The following is a 16,315-nucleotide window of genomic DNA, read 5'->3' on the forward strand; positions in this document are numbered from 1 at the left end:
ACGGTCCATTGTGTTTGTTGTATCAGGGTCAGGCTGCTGACTGCGGGCAGCGTCGCTTGCCGAGTGTACCGTGTTCCGTCATGTGTGCACAGCCTTGTACCGGCTTGACCCAGCACAAAGCGCCACGACCGTTGGCACGTGGCGCTTTGTATCAGCAGTCCCGCCTTTTATCAGCGCTTTGTCCGCCGCCGCGACTTTGTGCCAAGGCCGATTTTCTTGGCAAGTGTCGAGCGGTGGTTCGCATAATTGGGTGCGACCATCGGGTAGTCAGCGGCAAGCCCCCAACGATCACGATATTCTTCCGGGGTCATGTTGTAGGCTGTCTTCAGATGACGCTTGAGCATCTTCAGCTTCTTGCCATCTTCCAGGCAGATGATGTACTCCGGTGTCACCGACTTCTTGACAGGGACAGCAGGTTGCGGGCGCTCCGGCTCGACCAGTGGTGCCCCCAAGGACGTCAGGGCACGGTGTACCTCGGAAATCAGGAGCGGCAGTTCATTGGTCTGAACGCTGTTGTTCCCTACGTGAGCTGCGACAATTTCGACCGTCAGTGCCAGCACTTCCTTGTCGGTGATTTGTTCGTCCATAAAAACACATCCTCGTGTTTGCGCTATTTTTCCCGCTGTATATTCTGGTGCTGGAAGTTTAGCAACACACAAAAACCAAATAAAGTGAGTGTATGATATGAATGTGGATAAAAAAGATCACTTTATCGATATAGCAGGAGAGGTTTGTCCATTTACGTTTGTGAAGACCAAGATTCTTCTAGATAGGGTGGAGAGAGGTTCTACAGTCCGTGTTCGTCTTTCCGGAGCCGAGTCCATAAAGAATGTCCCGGATTCTGTACGGTCAGAAGGTCATCTTATTCTTTCATGTCATCCTGAAAATACAGGGGACCCTTATGGCCCCCATATTCTGACCATCGAAAAGCAATAATATTGAATGCATTGTTAGTATGGTGTTGCTTCTTTTTCTTCTGGATTTCTTGCAGGTGACCAAGGGATATCTGGAATGCGGGAAATCTTGAAAGAGCCGACACGCAGTGTGTTGTCCTGCAGGGTCAGGGGAATAACCGGGTTCTGTGCACTGCCGGTCGTGTTGTGTCTCAGGGCGGCCAGAACCATGCCCAGGATGGCGGCTTCTGACGGTTTCAGAATACCTTGCCCCAAGAGAATACCCGGTAATTCCTGTGTACCATGAATTTCGGCTGTGACAGCGGCTTCGGGCTGTAGTCTTTTATCCAGGGCCAAGGTGCCGCGGATGTTTGCACTGGCATGTTTGTATTGCAGGCCGATACGCCTGATTTCCACTGTTCCGCCGTTTTGTCTCCAGCCATCCAGACGATCCTGCCAGGTTCCGGACTTTGGAAGAATACCGAACAGCTCAAGGTCAATGGCTGCGTCTTCCGGTATTGCAGTATGGCTGCGGCCATTCTGGTCCTGGATATCAAGTCGGTCCAGGATAAGGGAGATTTGCCCCAAGGCAGGGTTCTGGACGCCTTTTTCCTCTGGTTCGATATGGGCTGACAGTTTCATAAGATCAGCCTTGATCAAGGGTGCTGTTTTGCCCCCGTCCAGAACAACATGGTGAAGTTCGTGGTGCAGGTCCGTCAGCGCCCCTGAGGCTGTGACATTCACAGCCAGAACGGAGTCTGTTGCCTGAAGGTGGTAGTTTTCTCCGGATGGTGCTGTAACTCTGACGGGGCCTGATGTCCGGATTTCAGGGGATAAGAGGGCCCATGGCCGCACGCGGATCTGCATTTGATCCAAGGCAACATGGAAGCCGGAGGTATGACCGATCTCGATCTCACCAGTATCAAATGTCATGATACCGGGAAAGCCGGACAGGGTTACGGGTGTTGATGAAACGGTCCAGCCTGCGTCAGGAAGCTGGCCTTGCGTTTCATTCCATGCCCGGGTGATCATGGAAGATGCCAGAAACCAGCAGGCAGCATACAGCCCGGTAAAGCATGTGAGTACAATGGTTGTTATCGTAATGAAACGCTTTGTCATTCCGGTTTTTTCCGCTTGTTTTGATGTCCGGGGTATGATTGTTCAGGGTGCTGTTCCGGCGGCAGCCTGTAACAACGGCGCGACTTTTGTCCGTGCTTCCTCGACTTCATCGGCTGGGCTGGAATCCGCGACAATGCCACCTCCGGCTTGTGCTACCAGCCGCCCTGTACGTCCGGCGACCAAGGTTCGTATTACAATCGAGCTGTCCATGGACCCGTCAGCCCCGATCCAGAAGATGCTGCCACAGTATGGACCGCGCCGCCCTGGTTCCAGGGTATTGATAATTTCCATGGCCCGTATTTTCGGTGCGCCGGTAATGGACCCCCCCGGGAAGGTGGCTTTCAGCAGGGAAATGGCATTCTCACCCTTCCTCAGGCGCCCGCGCACGACCGAGACAAGATGGTGGACGCTGGCGAACGTTTCTGGCCCGTTCAGGACCGGCACTTTCACACTGCCGGTCCGGCAGACGCGTGAAAGGTCATTACGCATAAGGTCAACAATCATCAGGTTCTCGGCTTGATCCTTCTTGCTGTTGATCAGTTCATCCAGCAATGCCTTGTCTTCCGCAGGTGTTTGTCCGCGTTTGCGGGTTCCCTTGATGGGGCGTGTTTCAACCGTGCCGTCTGCCTGTACTTTAAGGAAGCGTTCCGGTGATGCAGACAATACAGTTGCCCCGCCGAAGTGCGCAAAGGCAGCAAACGGGGCTGGCGATGCCTGCCTCAGGCGGCGGTAGAGGTCAAAAACAGGAAAGCCATCCGGAAGATGCCCCATGAAACGACGGGTCCAGTTGGCCTGGAAAATATCGCCGGCCCGGATAAAATCGATAACCTGTGCAATGGCTTGAGCTGCTTCTTCGTCGTCTTGCTCAGGGTAAAGCAGTATGCCGTCGGTTCGTGGTGGGGGCAGGGGCGTGGTTCCCGCTGCATCAAGAAGCCTTTTGGCGGTATCTTTGCCGTCCGGTGTGTGGGTGAGAAAAGCCCGGCGACAGCTGGTATCGAAAACAAGTGCAGCCTTGTACACGCCAAACGCCACTTCTGGCACGCTAATGTCATCGGTTTTTGGAACAGGCAATGTTTCCAGATGCCGTCCGGCTTCATAGCTGATCCAGCCAATAAGTCCGCCGTGGAAGGGCGGAGCTTCGGGGTGCCTGGGCAGAGCAGGCTCCCGCATCGCTTGTATGGTCTGTTCCAGCGTATCAAACGGGTTGGCAGGGTCTATAACCAGCTTTTGTGGGTAGGCTGCCAGAATAGTCCAGCGGCCGCGGCCTCCAGCTTCTGCTGCGGAGTCAAGAAGAACAGCGCCCTCCTGCCCCGACAGGGGGGCAAAAGCGGTCAGAGGGTCTCGCCATGGAATTTCGCATGCTGTCATGGTGAGAGGGTATAGTCCCTTCCGCTACGGAAGGCGAGCCCTGCGTTATGAAATCAGGATGACAGAACCCGGTCCGGTGGGCAGTGCCCATCGCTGAAGGCGCGGATGTTGCACAGTACCTTTTCTCCCATCGCAATGCGTCCCTCCACGGTTGATGATCCCATGTGGGGCAGAAGGATGACATTTTCCAGGTTTCGCAGTTTCGGGTTTATGTGCGGTTCATTCTCGAAAACGTCCAGTCCTGCCCCTGCCAGTTCCTGTCGTTGCAGCATGGTGACAAGGGCTTCTTCGTCAACAATATTACCCCGTGCGGTGTTGATGACGCAGACGTGGTCCCGCAATAACCTCAGTCGTCGTGCGCACAGCAGGTGATAGGTAGCAGGGGTCTGTGGGCAATGGACGCTGAGAATATCAACGCGGGCCAGCATCTGGTCCAGGCTTTGCCACCATGTTGCCTCCAGCTCGGCTTCTATTTCGGGGTGCAAGCGGTTGCGGTTGTGATAGTGGATGGTCATGTCAAAGCTTCGCGCCCGCCGGGCGACGGCTTGCCCTATGCGCCCCATGCCAATAATACCCAGTCGCTTCCCGGATATGCGACTGCCCAGCATGTGGGTCGGGCTCCATCCTGTCCATTGCCCCGAGCGGGCCAGGCGTTCGCCCTCTGCCAAGCGCCGTGGAGCAGCCAGGATCAATGCCATGGTCATGTCAGCCGTATCGTCGGTCAGAACGTCCGGGGTGTTGGTGACAACGATTCCCCGTTCATGTGCCGTGCCAAGATCAATGTGATCGGTTCCGTTGCCAAAGCTGGCAATCAACCGGAGCCGACTGCCTGATTGTTCAAGGATTGTCTTGTCCAAGCGGTCTGTTACCGTCGGCACCAGGACATCCGCCTCTTTCACGGCCATGATCAGCTGATCGTGCCCAAGGGGGGTGTCGTTTATATTCAGGCGACAGTCAAAAAGTTCCATCATGCGGGTTTCGATGACATCCGGCAGGCGGCGTGTTACGATCACCAGCGGTTTTTTTGCTGCCATCAAGGGGACTCCGACCATACATCGCAAGATGATAATCCGGTACCACCGCTACCTTGGTTTGTCCATGCCTTCCGGGTCGTCCTGTTGAGTGTGTCTTGAAAAACGCGCAGGAGCCTGTATTGAAGGTGGGTAGATCAGGCTTGTATCGGTGTTCCTGTGGCCAGAAAATTTGGGTCCATGTGCGCTGTTCAGGGCTTCCTTGCCGCTGCGGCCAAAGGTATGAGGTGTGCGACTCTCCGTGCGACGACTGTTTTTTCTCCGTTTTATTTCGTTATCTCTTGCGGCCTTCTGCATTCTCTGGGGCGGTGTGTCGCTTTATGCGGGAGTGGCTGTTGCGGCATCATCCAGCGGGGTTCTTCCCTTGCCCCGCTTTGTCTCCCTGCGCGCGGACCAAGTGAACATGCGGGCTGGTCCCGGTGCCCGCTATCCGGTTGACTGGGTTTATATGCGGCGGGATTTACCCGTGGAAGTCATTGCCGAGTATGAAACCTGGCGCAAGATCCGCGATCCGGATGGTACGGAAGGGTGGGTGCACCAGAGCATGCTGGCCGGGCGACGGATGGCCGTGGTTCGCGGTCGGAAAGCTATGCTGCGCCGCACGGCAGATGATAGCTCTTCTGCTGCGGCCTGGCTGGACCCCGGTGTTGTTTTGCGCCTGCATCAGTGCCCGCCGGGTAGCGAGTATTGCCGGGTTGAGGTTGAGGGGTATCAGGGATGGTTGCGTCGTGGTGAAATCTGGGGAATTTACAAAGGCGAGATTGTTGACTGAGATGAAGGGCCTTCACAGGCTGTAAGGTAGCTCTTGCCTTCGCCTGTGAAGCGGTGTACAACCCATCGATGACATTCTCTGGTTTGTCCTGTCCGGGACTTTCGAGGGTGGGCCACTGGCCCACTTTTTTGTTATGTGGATCAAGGATTCCCGGGCAGTTAAACTGCTCTGGGCGTGTCCGGTCTTGATGTTTTCTTGGGGTGTTTGGGTACCGGTATGGATCTTGCCGAGCGACTGGTTGGTATTGTAGGGCCAACCCTTGACAATATGGGATATGAACTGGTGCGGGTTCTTATACAGGGAACGCGGCGCCAGACAGTGCAGGTTATGGCAGAGCGCCGGGATTCGGTTCCCATGACGGTGGAAGACTGTGCGGATATCAGCCGCGCCCTGTCCGCCGTCCTGGACGTGGAAGATCCTGTGGCCGGGGCCTATAACCTTGAGGTCAGCTCGCCGGGCATTGACCGTCCCTTGACCCGTGCCAAGGATTATGAGGTCTGGGCCGGCTTTGACATCAAGCTGGAGACGCGTCAGCTTCTGGACGGGCGCAAGCGCTTTTCCGGTCGCCTTCTTGGCTTGGATCCTGATGAGAATATTCGGATACAAGGTGACGAGGGGGCTTGGTTGGTGCCGCTGGATGCGGTCTGGAAGGCCAAGCTTGTCCTGACTGATGAGTTGATAGAATTTGTGACCCGCCAGGAGGCGGAGCACTGAGTAAGGAACAGCGTGCGGCGTGTCGGTTCGCCGGATTTGGTCTGCACCTGATGTAATACCGCGAAGACAGTAACTCGAGGGCTTGGAAAAGATGGAACGTACTGTTGGCATGGCGCGACCGGAGCTGATCATGGTCGCCGACAGCGTCGCCCGCGACAAGAGCATTGATCGCGAAGAGGTGTTCATTGCTATGGAGCAGGCCATCCAGAAGGCCGGACGCTCCAAGTATGGTCACGAGCATGATATTCGCGCCCGTATTGACCGTCGTAATGGTGAGATCAAGCTGGCCCGTTATCTTGAGGTTGTCGAGGACGTCGAAGACGAAAACACGCAGGTCACGGTTTCACAGGCGCAGCGCCGCAAGCCGGGTGCTGTTGTTGGTGACTTTATCGTTGATCCTCTGCCGCCGATTGATTTCGGGCGTATCGCTGCCCAGACCGCCAAACAGGTTATTGTCCAGAAAGTGCGCGATGCCGAGCGCGACCGTCAGTACAACGAGTACAAGGATCGCGTTGGCGATGTGGTCAACGGCCTTGTGAAGCGTGTTGAGTTTGGCAACGTTGTTGTGGATCTGGGTCGTGCCGAGGCTTTGTTGCGTCGTGATGAATTGATCCCGCGCGAGCACTTCAAGAACGGTGACCGCGTACGCGCCTTTGTCAAGGATGTCCGCCGGGAGCAAAGGGGGCCGCAGATCTTCCTGTCCCGTACCGATGCTGGCTTTATGGCCCAGCTGTTTTCGCAGGAAGTTCCCGAAATTTATGACGGCGTCATAGAAATCAAGGCTGTTGCCCGTGATCCCGGGTCCCGGGCCAAGATTGCCGTGGTCTCCAGGGACTCGGGTATTGATCCGGTTGGTGCGTGCGTTGGTATGCGTGGGTCCCGTGTTCAGGCCGTTGTGGCAGAGCTTCAGGGCGAAAAGATCGATATCATTCCGTGGTCTGTTGATCCGGCCACCTTTGTTGTCAATGCCCTTGCCCCGGCCGAGGTTGCCAAGGTCGTGATCGACGAGGACAGCGGGCGCATGGAGGTGGTAGTGCCTGATGAGCAGCTGTCGCTTGCCATCGGGCGTCGTGGCCAGAATGTCCGGCTTGCTTCCCAGTTGTCCGGTTGGGACATTGATATTCTGACGGAAGAAGCGGAATCCGAGCGTCGCCAGGAAGAGTTCCGTCGTGTGTCCGGTGCCTTCATGGAAGCTTTGGATGTCGATGACGTCTTGGCTCACTTGCTGGTGACCGAAGGTTTCGGCTCTGTGGAGGAAGTCGCTTGGGTCGATCTGGAAGAAATCGCCTCGATCGAAGGTCTTGATGCCGATGTTGCGGCAGAGTTGCAGCAGCGTGCCCGCGAGTTCCTGGAAGAGCGTGACCGGGCTGCGGAGGATGAGCGTCGTGCCTTGGGCGTTTCCGATGAACTGGCTGCGTTCTCGGGTATGACGCCTGCGCTGTTGGTCTGTTTGGGTCGTAATGATGTGAAGACCATCGATGATCTTGCTGATCTGGCGTCGGACGAGTTGGTTGAGTTCTCTGCTGGTTCCGTTTCCGAGGGTGATGCCAATCGTATGATCATGGAAGCGCGCGTCCAGGCGGGTTGGTTTGGTGATGAAGATCCCTTTGGCGCTGCCGGGGATGAGGCATAAGGGAGAGCGCCAGGGTGGCTTTTCGTTCCGGCATATCGGTTGCGCCGTCCTCTTCAGGGCGGCGCCCCCACCGGAAAGGGGCATCACCGGGTTCTGCCGGTGATCGTGCCAAGCCTGTGATGTCTTCCAGTCCGCAGCGTCGTTGTCTGGTGACGGGTACCAGTTGTTCGCGGGATGATCTGTTGCGTTTTGTCATTAGTCCCGATGGTATTCTGGTTCCCGATCTCGAGGCGTGTTTGCCCGGACGGGGATTCTGGTTGAGTGCACGGCGGGATGTGTTAGAAACGGCAGTGCAGAAAAAAGTTTTTTTGCGTGCTGCACGCCGCCAGATTGATATTCCCCGCGATCTTCCTGACAGGATTGCCGGGCTTGTCAGAAAGCGTTGCTTGGCACTTCTGGGTTTTGCCCGTCGTGCTGGTCTGGTTGTTGCCGGGTTTGACAAGGTACAGGCCCTTGTCCGTTCCGGTCAGGTTGCCCTGTTGCTGGAGGCGACAGAAGGAGCAACCGACGGGCGCCGCAAGCTGGAGGCGCTGATGCACCACACCAGCGGTGTTGCGCGTGTGGTTGATATTTTGACGGGGCCTGATATGGCCTCTGTTCTGGGGCGGGAGCACGTGGTGCATGTTGCTGTCGCCTGCGGAAAGCCGGAGCAGCGTATGCTGGTTGACCGGCTTGTCAGGGAACTTGACCGGCTCGCGGCCTGTTGCGGGAAGGTCACACGGCCGCTGGAAGCAGTGGATGAACATTTGCGGTCGCCGACAGCGGCGACTGTGCCCGAGCCGGAGCCAGGAGTGGCGCCGGGGAATACGGAATAGACGCCAGGACAACCGGTACGCATGTCGAACGAAAATGAAAAAAAGCCCCTTAGCGTTTCACCGCGTGGGAAGCTGGAACTGAAAAAGAGCGCTGAATCCGGACAGGTTCGCCAGAGCTTCTCCCATGGTCGATCCAAATCTGTGGCGGTGGAACACAAGAAGAAGCGCAGTTTTGGTCCCGCAGCCGGTACGCGTCCGGATGCCCGCAGATCTGGCTCCGGTGATGGACGGGGATCTCTGGGTGGTGCCCATCTGACAGAGGATGAACGTCAGCAGCGCCTTCAGGCCCTGATTCGGGCTGAAGAGCAGCGCAAGGTGGATGAGGAAAATCGTCGCTTGGCAGATATTGCCCGGGTCAAGGCTGCTGAAGAAGAGGCCCGCCTGCGTGCGGAAAGTGCAAACCATGTTCCGGTAGAGCCCGAGCCTGTTCCTGAGCCAGCGGTCTCGGCTGTTGTTGCAAACGTGGAGCCTGCGCCTTTGTCACCGTCTCCGGTGCGGGATGTTGTAGCGCCTGCGCCAACAGCCCGTGCGGGTGGCCAGTCCGGAAGCTGGACCGGTCCACGTCCTTCTCCGAACCAGGGACCAGGCTGGACGCCGCGTTCTGTCCAGAATCGTGACGCCCAGAGGTCGGCTCCTGCTCGTGGGCCCGGCGGGCGTGGCGCTCCTTCGGGGTCGGGATCTGCCCGTCCGGCACAGGGTGTTTCCCATGGGCCGCGTCCTGCATCTGCCCAGCCCGCTCTTGGGGTGGTGCGTCCCGCCGCTGCTCCGGATGACCTGGTCGGTCGGCCGCCGTCACGCGATGACCGCTCTGTTGTCCGTCATGCGCCCCGTGAGCGTGATGACGAGGGGGATGACAGTGGGCGTAACCGTGGAGCTACCGGGAAGGTTGCTTCAAAGCGGGCTGCTGTTGCTCCTGGTGCTCCTGGAATGGACAAGAGGCGCGGCAAGCTGAGTGTTGTTGCTGTTCTGTCCGGTGACGAGGAAGGCTCTTCCCGCGGGCGTTCTGTTGCGGCTATGCGGCGTGCGGCCCAAAAAGAAAAGCGCAAGGCCCAGGCACAGCAGAAGGCTCCTGAAAAGATCGTGCGCGAGGTTATCATCCCGGACGTTATTACAGTCCAGGAGCTTTCCAACCGTATGGCAGAGCGCTCCGGTGCCCTGATCAAGGTTCTGATGAAGCTGGGGGTCATGGCGACCATCAACCAGACCATCGATGCCGATACGGCACAGCTGGTCACCGAGGAATTTGGTCACACGGTCAAGCGTGTTTCCGAAGCTGATATTGAAATTGGACTGGAAGCCGGTCCTGATTCCGATGAAGCCATGGCACCTCGGGCTCCGGTTGTTACCGTGATGGGTCACGTTGACCACGGCAAGACATCCTTGCTGGATGCCCTGCGTGAAACCAACGTTGTTTCCGGTGAAGCCGGTGGTATTACACAGCACATCGGGGCCTATCAGGTCAGCATGTCCAACGGGCGCAAGATTACCTTTATTGATACACCGGGCCATGAAGCCTTTACGGCCATGCGTGCCCGTGGCGCCAAGGTGACGGATATCGTTGTTCTGGTTGTTGCGGCTGATGATGGCATTATGCCCCAGACAATTGAGGCCATTCGCCATGCCCGTGCGGCAGAGGTGCCGATCGTTGTTGCCATCAACAAGATGGACAAGCCGGGTGCCAACCCGGGTCGTGTACGGACAGAACTCCTTCAGCACGAGGTTGTGGTGGAGGAAATGGGTGGGGACATCCAGACCGTCGAGGTGTCGGCCAAGCAGCGCCTGAACCTGGAGAAGCTTGAAGAAGCTATTCTCTTGCAAGCCGAAATGCTGGATCTGAAAGCCAACCCTGATCGTATGGCGGAAGGAACCATTGTTGAAGCCAAGATGGAGCGTGGGCGTGGCTCTGTTGCTACGGTTCTGATCCGTCGCGGTACCCTGCGGGTTGGCGATGTGTTCGTTGCCGGGAAAGAGTCCGGGCGTGTCCGTGCCATGATCGATGACAAAGGGAACCGCATTGAAGAAGCGGGGCCCGCTGTTCCGGTCGAAATTCTGGGGCTGGATGGTATTCCTTCTGCCGGTGACGACTTTGTTGTGACGGGAGATGAGACAAAGGCGCGTGATATCGCGGCCTATCGTCAGCGCAAGGAACGTGAGGCACAGGCCGTAAAATCTGCCCGTGGAACCATGGAGCAAATGTTTGCCCGTATCCAGGCTGGTGAGGCAAAGGAACTCCCGGTTGTTATCAAAGGTGACGTTCAGGGTTCTGTCGAGGCCTTGATCGGTACTCTGGAGAAGCTGGGAACCGAAGCTGTCAAGGTCAAGGTTCTGCATGCTGCGGTTGGTGCCATCAATGAGTCTGACATTACCTTGGCGCGTGCGTCCGGTGCACTTGTCGTTGGCTTCAACGTGCGTGCCAATCCACAGGCCCGCGAGCTGGCCCGGCGTGATGCTGTTGACATCCGCTACTACTCTATCATCTACGATGTGGCAGAGGACGTGAGACAGGCCCTGACCGGTATGCTGTCACCGACCTATCGCGAGAAGTTCATTGGCTACGCCGAGATCCGTGAGGTGTTCAATATCACCAAGGTTGGTAAGGTTGCGGGCTGTATGGTGACCGAAGGCGTCATCAAGCGTGGTTGCAAGGTTCGTTTGCTGCGGGACAACGTGGTTATCCACGAAGGAAACCTGTCCCAGCTCAAGCGCTTCAAGGATGATGCCCGCGAGGTCAAGTCTGGCTTTGATTGTGGTATGTCCCTGGCAAACTATGACAACATCCAGGTGGGCGATGTCATAGAGTGCTTTGAAATGGAAGAGGTTGCGGCCCAGCTCTGAGAGCGGTTCACGCCCTGTTCCTGATTTCTTCTGCAGGCGCCAACAGTATATTCCCGGCAAGGGAGAACGTACTGTTGGCGTGCAGGGAAGTGTTTTTATTTCTGCTTCGAGGTTCTCATGAGCAAAGTGCGCGGCCAGGCCCCAACGCAAAGGCAGCGTCGCATCAACGAGGAAATTCGTCATGCTCTTGCCCATGTTTTCGAGCGTGGGGAGCTGCGTGATCCCTTGCTGGCATCGACCGCGATCACGATTACTGAGGTCCGGTGCAGCCCTGATTTGCGCAATGCAACAGCGTTTTTCACGCCGCTTGGCGGTATAGGGGATGCGCAGGCGCTACGGGCGGCCTTGATTCGGGTTCAACCCTTCTTGCGTCATGAGATCGCCCGTCGTGTGGAGATGAGGTACGTTCCGCGCCTGTCGTTCGAGATCGACACCAGTTTTGATGAATATGCCTATATTGCCAATCTGTTGAAGCGCCCGGATGTTGTCCGGGATACAGAATCCATGCGTCATGCCGATGATGAGGACCAAGGTGAGGAATCCTGAATGGGGCGGACACGGCGTGGTATTCCGGTTCATGGCTGGGTAGCTGTTGACAAGCCGGAGGGGATAACCTCGACGGCTGTTGTTGCGCGTGTGCGCCGTGCTTTCGGGGCGCAGAAAGCCGGTCATGGCGGGACACTGGATCCATTGGCATCCGGTATTTTGCCTGTTGCCCTGGGGGAAGCTACCAAGACGGTTCCCTACGTTATGGATGGCCGCAAGGTTTATCGCTTTACCGTTCATTTCGGAGAAGAGCGTTCTACGGACGACCGGGAAGGAGAGGTGACAGCAACATCTGCCTATCGTCCCTCCCGTGCCGAGCTGGAGGCGGCCTTGCCTGCTTTTGTTGGTACTATCGAACAGGTTCCCCCTCGTTTTTCCGCGATCCGGCTTGACGGGCGCCGGGCCTATGACCTTGCCCGGGGTGGTGTGGATGTAGAGCTGAAGGCGCGATCCGTTCGCGTGGATTCATTTGTGCTGGAGAGTTGGGATGGGGCCGATTCGGCAACATTCCGCGTTGAAACCAGAAAAGGCGTCTATGTTCGTTCCTTGGCCCGGGATCTGGCCCGATCCGTTGGGTCTGTTGGTCATGTCTCCATGCTTAGGCGCTGTCAGTGCGGCCCTTTCTCCGAGAGCAACGCGATTTCTCTGGATAAGTTGGATGAGCTCGGGCATAGTCCCGGCCCTGCGGGTTTCCTGCTTTCTGTTACGACCGCGCTGGACGACATCCCGGTGCTGGCCTTGACAGAAGGAGAAGCTCGCCGCCTGTTGTCCGGGCTTCCGGTGGATCTTTTGCCGGTGCTAGCCCGTACGGGGGATGGTCCGGACGGTATTCATGCCTCTGCGAGTGTGGCCTATGCCATGCAGGAAGACCGCCCGGTGGCAATCGTACGGATTGAGGATGGAGTGATTCGTCCGGTCCGTGTCATGAATCTCTGACAGAATGGAGTCATTTGATGTCGATCACCGCTGTGCGTAAACAGGAATTGATCAAGGATTTTGCCACAAAAGAAGGCGATACCGGTTCCCCCGAGGTTCAGGTTGCCATTCTTACCGAGCGGATCCGTAATCTGACCGAGCATTTCAAGACCCACAAGAAGGACAACCACTCCCGCCGTGGGCTCCTGATGTTGGTCAGCAGCCGCCGCAGCCTGCTGGACTATCTCAAGAAGAAAAGCCAGAAGCGCTATGAGGGCTTGATTCAGCGCCTTGATATCCGCAAGTAAGCGACGTTTTGAAGGGGGGTGCATACAGCACCCCCCTTTATTTATGGCCGAAACTAGGCAGTATTTTGCCCTTACCCCTGTTTTTCGCATGATTGCCGGGGCAATTGGCCTTATATTCACCCAATGATTTGAAGAGAACAAGGCCGGAACCGGGCGGTTGCGGGGGTCTCCTTTTGCGCAGAGTAAGGTTTGCAAGGGGCTTCCGTGCCGAAATTGGGGCACCGGTTTCAGACGTAAGGAAAGCAAACGCATGTCAATGTTCAAGGTGTATCGCAAGGAAATCCAGTTCGGTGGACGGCCCTTGGTGCTGGAAACCGGTCGTATTGCCCGTCAGGCCGACGGGGCTGTTCTGGTGACCTATGGCGAAACCTCTGTTTTGTGTACCGCTGTTGGGGCCAAGGCACCCAAGCCGGGCCAGGACTTTTTCCCGCTGACCGTGAACTATCAGGAAAAGAGTTTTGCCGCCGGCAAGATCCCGGGTGGTTTCTTCAAGCGTGAAGGGCGCCCGTCCGAGCGGGAGACACTGACCTCGCGCTTGATTGACCGTCCGATTCGTCCTCTGTTCCATGACGATTACAAGTGTGAGACGCAGGTTGTTGCAACGGTTCTGTCCCATGACCTGGAGAACGACCCGGATATCGTGTCCATGATCGGTGCTTCGGCGGCGCTGACCCTGTCGGGTCTGCCGTTCCTTGGGCCAATCGGGGCGGCGCGCGTGGGCTACAGAAACGGCCAGTACGTTCTGAACCCGACGGTGTCAGCCCAGAAGGACAGCGTTCTGGATCTGGTGGTGGCCGGTACCTCTGAAGGGGTGCTGATGGTCGAGTCCGAGGCTCAGGAACTGTCTGAAGATATCATGCTGGGTGCTGTTGCTTTCGGTCATGAAGCCTGCCAGGCCGTTATCGATGCCATAATTGACTTGGCTGAACAGTGCGCCCGCGAGCCACGCGACCTGCCGCCATCCTCGCCGGAAAAGGCATCGGTAAGTGCCCTGTTCGAAACGTTCCGCAAGGATCTGGAGACGGCCTATCGCATTCCTGCCAAGGCTGCGCGCCAGGATGCGGTTGCTGCTGTGAAGGAGAAAGCGTTCGCCGCCCTGGATTCCTCCAACGAGGCAGCCCTTCAGGTAGCCCCTGAAGTGTTCAAGGTGCTGGAAGCTGATGTTGTCCGCTCCAATATCCTGAATACCGGTGTGCGTATCGACGGGCGTGATACCCGTACTGTCCGTGCGATTGAGTCAATGGTTGGTATCCTGCCGCGCACGCATGGATCGGCCCTGTTTACCCGCGGTGAAACCCAGGCTCTGGTCGTTGCCACGTTGGGCACCGGGCAGGACGAGCAGGTCATTGATGCTCTGGGTGGTGAGTACCGTGAAAACTTCATGCTTCACTACAACTTCCCCCCTTACTCTGTCGGGGAAGCAGGTCGCATGGGGTCGCCCGGTCGCCGTGAAATCGGCCATGGCAAACTGGCGTGGCGTGCGGTTCATCCCATGCTCCCGGACCGTGATGCCTTCCCTTATACCATTCGCGTTGTGTCAGAGGTGACCGAGTCCAACGGTTCGTCATCGATGGCCACGGTGTGCGGTTCGTCCCTGGCCCTTATGGATGCCGGTGTTCCGCTGAAGCGTCCGGTTGCCGGTATTGCCATGGGGTTGATCAAGGAAGGCGAGCGTTTTGCTGTGCTGTCCGACATTCTTGGTGACGAAGATCACTTGGGTGACATGGACTTCAAGGTTGCCGGGACCGATCAGGGTGTGACATCCTTGCAGATGGACATCAAGATCACGTCCATTACCCGGGATATTATGGAAATTGCCCTGCGTCAGGCCCGTGAAGGGCGTCTGCATATCCTGGGCGAGATGTCCAGGGCACTTGGCACGGCACGGAGTGAGGTTTCCTCGACCGCTCCGCGTATCACCACCCTTAAAATTGATGCCGGCAAGATTCGTGATGTCATTGGGTCTGGTGGCAAGGTTATCCGCGAGATTACCGAGCAGACAGGCACCAAGATCGATATTGATGATGACGGAACCATCAAGATTGCAGCGGTTGATAACGAAGCAGCCCAGAAGGCTGTCAACTGGATCCGTGGTATTGTTGCAGAGCCCGAGCTTGGCGAGATTTACCAGGGCAAGGTGGTCAAGCTGATGGACTTTGGCGCGTTTGTTAACTTCCTTGGCAAGCGTGACGGGTTGGTTCATATCTCCGAGATGTCGGATCAGCGCGGCAGCAAGCCGTCTGACCATGTCAATCAGGGTGATTCGGTCTGGGTGAAGTGCATCGGCTTTGATGACCGTGGCAAGATCAAGCTGTCGATGAAGCAGGTTGATCAAGTAACAGGCAAGGCCAAGGTGTGCGCGACGGAAGAAACGTCGGGCTGATTTGGTTCCCGTGTAACGGGGTGGGAAGGCTGCTGCGTTCCCACCCCTCTGTTTGTAGTCTAATCCGGGGGAGGGAGTTTTTGTCACAGCCATGACCCCTGTACCTTCTCCGGCATATGCTTTCCCCCGTGTTGTCGGGCATCGGGGGGCTTGTGCCCTTGCCCCTGAAAACACCCTCGCCTCCATACGCCGTGCGGCGATTGACGGGGCTGGTATGGTCGAGCTTGATGTCAGGCTGACGGCAGATGGGCGCTGTGTGCTCTTGCATGACGATACCCTGGACCGGACAACAGACGGTTGCGGGCCGGTTTCTTCGGCATACCTTGATCATCTTTCTGCTTTGGATGCGGGTCTTTGGTTTTCCTCCGATTTTCGGGGTGAGTCTGTTCCAACTCTGGAAGAGACCATTGATCTTCTTCTGGAGCTGGGAGTGGGTCTTAACCTGGAGCTGAAGCCTTCCCCGGGTTATGAGGCTGACATGGTCCGGGCTGTTGTTTCTGTTCTGGAGTCCATGTGGCCTTCCGATCGTTTGTTGCCTCTTCTTTCTTCCTTTGACTGCACGATCCTGGAATATGCATCTGACCTTGCACCGGGGTGGCCTCTGGGGTTGATTGCGGACCGTTTGCCGGATGACTGGCTGGCGCTGGCCCGTGACCTTGGATTGAAGTCTGTCAATCTTGGGTATGAGGGGTTGGATATGGCGGCAGTGCAAACCGTTCGCAAGGTCGGGTATGAGGTTGCCATCTGGACGGTAAATGATCCGGTTCGTGCACAAGAGTTGCTTTGCAGCGGTGTCTCCGCCATCATCAGCGATGATCCGGGTGCGCTTTTGCGTGCCGGGGTTGGGGTAAAGGGGTAGGGTCCCCTTGATTCCCCGTTATTCTCCCGGGTCAGTTCGGCTCAAGCGTTGTATGCGCTGTGGCCGGGTTGTTCCGACTTATCATAACAAGGGACCACGAAGGCCCCTGGGTGTAGCAGTGTTG

At 57.0% G+C, this 16,315-nt stretch carries 15 protein-coding genes; 11 read left to right on the forward strand and 4 right to left on the reverse strand.

The features are described 5' to 3' along the window. Positions 1-170 precede the first annotated feature (170 nt). Positions 171-587, reverse strand: coding sequence for a MucR family transcriptional regulator (locus HEQ72_RS05655; RefSeq protein ID WP_066133752.1), 417 nt, complete (start codon positions 585-587; stop codon positions 171-173). 97 nt (positions 588-684) lie between these two features. On the opposite strand from HEQ72_RS05655, the gene HEQ72_RS05660 reads away from it, so the two are divergent. After that, on the forward strand, positions 685-936 hold the full coding sequence (locus tag HEQ72_RS05660; protein WP_168020537.1) for a sulfurtransferase TusA family protein: 252 nt from the start codon (positions 685-687) through the stop codon (positions 934-936). Positions 937-950: 14 nt separating this feature from the next. Here the strand turns inward: HEQ72_RS05660 and HEQ72_RS05665 are convergent, their stop codons facing one another. Genes HEQ72_RS05665 through HEQ72_RS05675 form a run of 3 tightly spaced genes read right to left on the reverse strand, consistent with a single transcriptional unit; the run spans position 951 to position 4,414 of the window. Further along, complete coding sequence (locus tag HEQ72_RS05665; RefSeq protein WP_168022827.1) at positions 951-2,012, reverse strand: DUF2125 domain-containing protein; 1,062 nt, start codon at positions 2,010-2,012, stop codon at positions 951-953. A gap of 42 nt (positions 2,013-2,054) precedes the next feature. Beyond that, the gene (gene pabB, locus HEQ72_RS05670) at positions 2,055-3,380 is read right to left on the reverse strand and encodes an aminodeoxychorismate synthase component I (protein WP_168022828.1); all 1,326 of its coding nucleotides are present in this window, start codon (positions 3,378-3,380) and stop codon (positions 2,055-2,057) included. A 53-nt stretch (positions 3,381-3,433) separates the two neighbouring features. Beyond that, positions 3,434-4,414, reverse strand: coding sequence for a 2-hydroxyacid dehydrogenase (locus HEQ72_RS05675; RefSeq protein ID WP_168020543.1), 981 nt, complete (start codon positions 4,412-4,414; stop codon positions 3,434-3,436). A 307-nt stretch (positions 4,415-4,721) separates the two neighbouring features. On the opposite strand from HEQ72_RS05675, the gene HEQ72_RS05680 reads away from it, so the two are divergent. The 10 genes from HEQ72_RS05680 to HEQ72_RS05725 all read left to right on the forward strand — a co-directional run bounded on the left by HEQ72_RS05680 (position 4,722) and on the right by HEQ72_RS05725 (position 16,191). Next, positions 4,722-5,183 (forward strand): SH3 domain-containing protein, encoded by a 462-nt coding sequence (locus tag HEQ72_RS05680; RefSeq protein ID WP_322099224.1) that lies wholly within the window; start codon positions 4,722-4,724, stop codon positions 5,181-5,183. 216 nt (positions 5,184-5,399) lie between these two features. Continuing rightward, the gene (gene rimP / locus HEQ72_RS05685) at positions 5,400-5,897 is read left to right on the forward strand and encodes a ribosome maturation factor RimP (RefSeq protein WP_168020614.1); all 498 of its coding nucleotides are present in this window, start codon (positions 5,400-5,402) and stop codon (positions 5,895-5,897) included. Positions 5,898-5,988: 91 nt separating this feature from the next. Then, complete coding sequence (gene nusA, locus HEQ72_RS05690; protein ID WP_168022829.1) at positions 5,989-7,530, forward strand: transcription termination factor NusA; 1,542 nt, start codon at positions 5,989-5,991, stop codon at positions 7,528-7,530. Between the two features lie 14 nt (positions 7,531-7,544). Continuing rightward, entirely contained in the window at positions 7,545-8,345 is an 801-nt protein-coding gene (locus HEQ72_RS05695; protein WP_168022830.1) for an RNA-binding protein, read from the forward strand. Positions 8,346-8,366: 21 nt separating this feature from the next. Continuing rightward, entirely contained in the window at positions 8,367-11,180 is a 2,814-nt protein-coding gene (gene infB / locus HEQ72_RS05700; protein ID WP_168022831.1) for a translation initiation factor IF-2, read from the forward strand. Between the two features lie 117 nt (positions 11,181-11,297). Beyond that, on the forward strand, positions 11,298-11,726 hold the full coding sequence (gene rbfA, locus HEQ72_RS05705; RefSeq protein WP_168020551.1) for a 30S ribosome-binding factor RbfA: 429 nt from the start codon (positions 11,298-11,300) through the stop codon (positions 11,724-11,726). Next, entirely contained in the window at positions 11,727-12,662 is a 936-nt protein-coding gene (gene truB / locus HEQ72_RS05710) for a tRNA pseudouridine(55) synthase TruB (protein ID WP_168022832.1), read from the forward strand. Between the two features lie 17 nt (positions 12,663-12,679). Next, positions 12,680-12,949, forward strand: a complete 270-nt coding sequence (rpsO, locus tag HEQ72_RS05715) for a 30S ribosomal protein S15 (RefSeq protein ID WP_168020554.1) — start codon at positions 12,680-12,682, stop codon at positions 12,947-12,949. A gap of 250 nt (positions 12,950-13,199) precedes the next feature. After that, positions 13,200-15,332, forward strand: a complete 2,133-nt coding sequence (pnp, locus tag HEQ72_RS05720) for a polyribonucleotide nucleotidyltransferase (protein ID WP_168022833.1) — start codon at positions 13,200-13,202, stop codon at positions 15,330-15,332. A gap of 91 nt (positions 15,333-15,423) precedes the next feature. Beyond that, positions 15,424-16,191, forward strand: a complete 768-nt coding sequence (locus HEQ72_RS05725) for a glycerophosphodiester phosphodiesterase family protein (RefSeq protein WP_168020558.1) — start codon at positions 15,424-15,426, stop codon at positions 16,189-16,191. Positions 16,192-16,315: the final 124 nt, after the last annotated feature.

Source organism: Haematospirillum sp. 15-248 (genome assembly GCF_012102665.1).
GTDB lineage: Bacteria > Pseudomonadota > Alphaproteobacteria > Rhodospirillales > Rhodospirillaceae > Haematospirillum.

What these genes read in the sequence shown, in the direction of transcription:
- HEQ72_RS05655 (WP_066133752.1), bottom strand. Translation starts at nt 587, where the DNA reads ATGGACGAACAAATCACCGACAAGGAAGTGCTGGCACTGACGGTCGAA.
- HEQ72_RS05660 (WP_168020537.1), top strand. Translation starts at nt 685, where the DNA reads ATGAATGTGGATAAAAAAGATCACTTTATCGATATAGCAGGAGAGGTT.
- HEQ72_RS05665 (WP_168022827.1), bottom strand. Translation starts at nt 2,012, where the DNA reads ATGACAAAGCGTTTCATTACGATAACAACCATTGTACTCACATGCTTT.
- pabB (WP_168022828.1), bottom strand. Translation starts at nt 3,380, where the DNA reads ATGACAGCATGCGAAATTCCATGGCGAGACCCTCTGACCGCTTTTGCC.
- HEQ72_RS05675 (WP_168020543.1), bottom strand. Translation starts at nt 4,414, where the DNA reads ATGGCAGCAAAAAAACCGCTGGTGATCGTAACACGCCGCCTGCCGGAT.
- rimP (WP_168020614.1), top strand. Translation starts at nt 5,400, where the DNA reads ATGGATCTTGCCGAGCGACTGGTTGGTATTGTAGGGCCAACCCTTGAC.
- nusA (WP_168022829.1), top strand. Translation starts at nt 5,989, where the DNA reads ATGGAACGTACTGTTGGCATGGCGCGACCGGAGCTGATCATGGTCGCC.
- infB (WP_168022831.1), top strand. Translation starts at nt 8,367, where the DNA reads ATGTCGAACGAAAATGAAAAAAAGCCCCTTAGCGTTTCACCGCGTGGG.
- rbfA (WP_168020551.1), top strand. Translation starts at nt 11,298, where the DNA reads ATGAGCAAAGTGCGCGGCCAGGCCCCAACGCAAAGGCAGCGTCGCATC.
- truB (WP_168022832.1), top strand. Translation starts at nt 11,727, where the DNA reads ATGGGGCGGACACGGCGTGGTATTCCGGTTCATGGCTGGGTAGCTGTT.
- rpsO (WP_168020554.1), top strand. Translation starts at nt 12,680, where the DNA reads ATGTCGATCACCGCTGTGCGTAAACAGGAATTGATCAAGGATTTTGCC.
- pnp (WP_168022833.1), top strand. Translation starts at nt 13,200, where the DNA reads ATGTCAATGTTCAAGGTGTATCGCAAGGAAATCCAGTTCGGTGGACGG.
- HEQ72_RS05725 (WP_168020558.1), top strand. Translation starts at nt 15,424, where the DNA reads ATGACCCCTGTACCTTCTCCGGCATATGCTTTCCCCCGTGTTGTCGGG.